Source organism: Stutzerimonas stutzeri, assembly GCF_024448935.1.
GTDB lineage: Bacteria > Pseudomonadota > Gammaproteobacteria > Pseudomonadales > Pseudomonadaceae > Stutzerimonas > Stutzerimonas stutzeri_AO.
Map to the genome: position 1 here is coordinate 1 of NZ_JAMOIE010000235.1, position 1,124 is coordinate 1,124.

General features: G+C 65.6%; 1 protein-coding gene. It reads left to right on the top strand.

The annotated features are described in order from the left end of the window. A partial coding sequence (locus NA637_RS25070; RefSeq protein ID WP_256075299.1) for an IS66 family transposase occupies positions 1 to 1,124 on the top strand: 1,124 nt, incomplete at both ends.

Genomic DNA, 1,124 nt, shown 5'->3' on the forward strand with positions numbered 1-1,124 from the left:
ACAGCGGCGTGCCCGCCGGAGCTGACCGGTCTGCACTTCGGACCGGGTCTGCGCGCCTTCATCCTGTACCAGTACCACCACTGTCACGTCACGCAACCCAAGCTGCGCGAGCAACTGCTCGAGTGGGGCGTCGACATTTCCACGGGCCAGATCGACGCCTTGCTGGCGTTCGGCCAGGCGGCCTTCTCGGCCGAGAAATCCAGTCTTCTCAAGGCAGGTCTGGAAGTCAGCTCGGCCATCACGGTGGACGACTCAGGCGCCCGCCACCAAGGCAAAAACGGCTACGTCACGGTGGTCAGCAGCCCGACTTTCGCCTGGTTCGGCAGCGCCGACAACAAGAGCCGCATCGGCTTCCTGAACCACCTGCACGATGGGCAGCCGTCCTATGCGGTGACGGAAGATACCCTGACCCATATGCGGGAGCAGGGGTTGAAACTGGAGCTCGTCGAAGCGCTGCGCAGCGCCCCGTTCGATGGGGGTAACTGGACCGCGTATCTCGACTGGCTCGACATTGGCGACGCCCGTCACCGCCGCATCGTCACCGAGGCGGCGTTGCTGGGCGCGCTCCGGGACAAAGGCATCCATCCCGAGTTGGCGGTCGTCAGCGACGGTGCCGGGCAGTTCAATATCCTGACGCACGGCTTGTGCTGGGTGCACACCGAGCGGCTGGTGCATAAGCTCATTCCCGCCAACGACGTCCAGCGCCGGGAGCAGGCGCGTGTGCGCGGGCAGATCTGGGGCTACTACGCCGAGCTCAAAGCGTTCCGGGCCGCGCCCGCGCCGCAGAAGGTAGCAGCACTCGCGGCCGGATTCGACACACTCTTCGGGCAACGAACCGGGTGGGTGACGCTGGACCGCTTGCTGCGGCGCATCCTGGCGCATAAGGCAGACCTGCTCCGAGTGCTGACCCGACCGGACATGCCGCTACACACCAATGCCAGTGAGACCGATATCAGGGACTACGTGAAGGTACGGAAAATCAGCGGCGGTACCCGCGGCGACACGGGCCGCCAGTGCCGGGACACCTTCGCCAGCCTGAGGAAGACCTGCCGAAAGCTCGGCGTTTCTTTCTGGGACTACCTCACCGACCGACTCACCTCGGCCGGCCATGTGCCGCCCCTGGC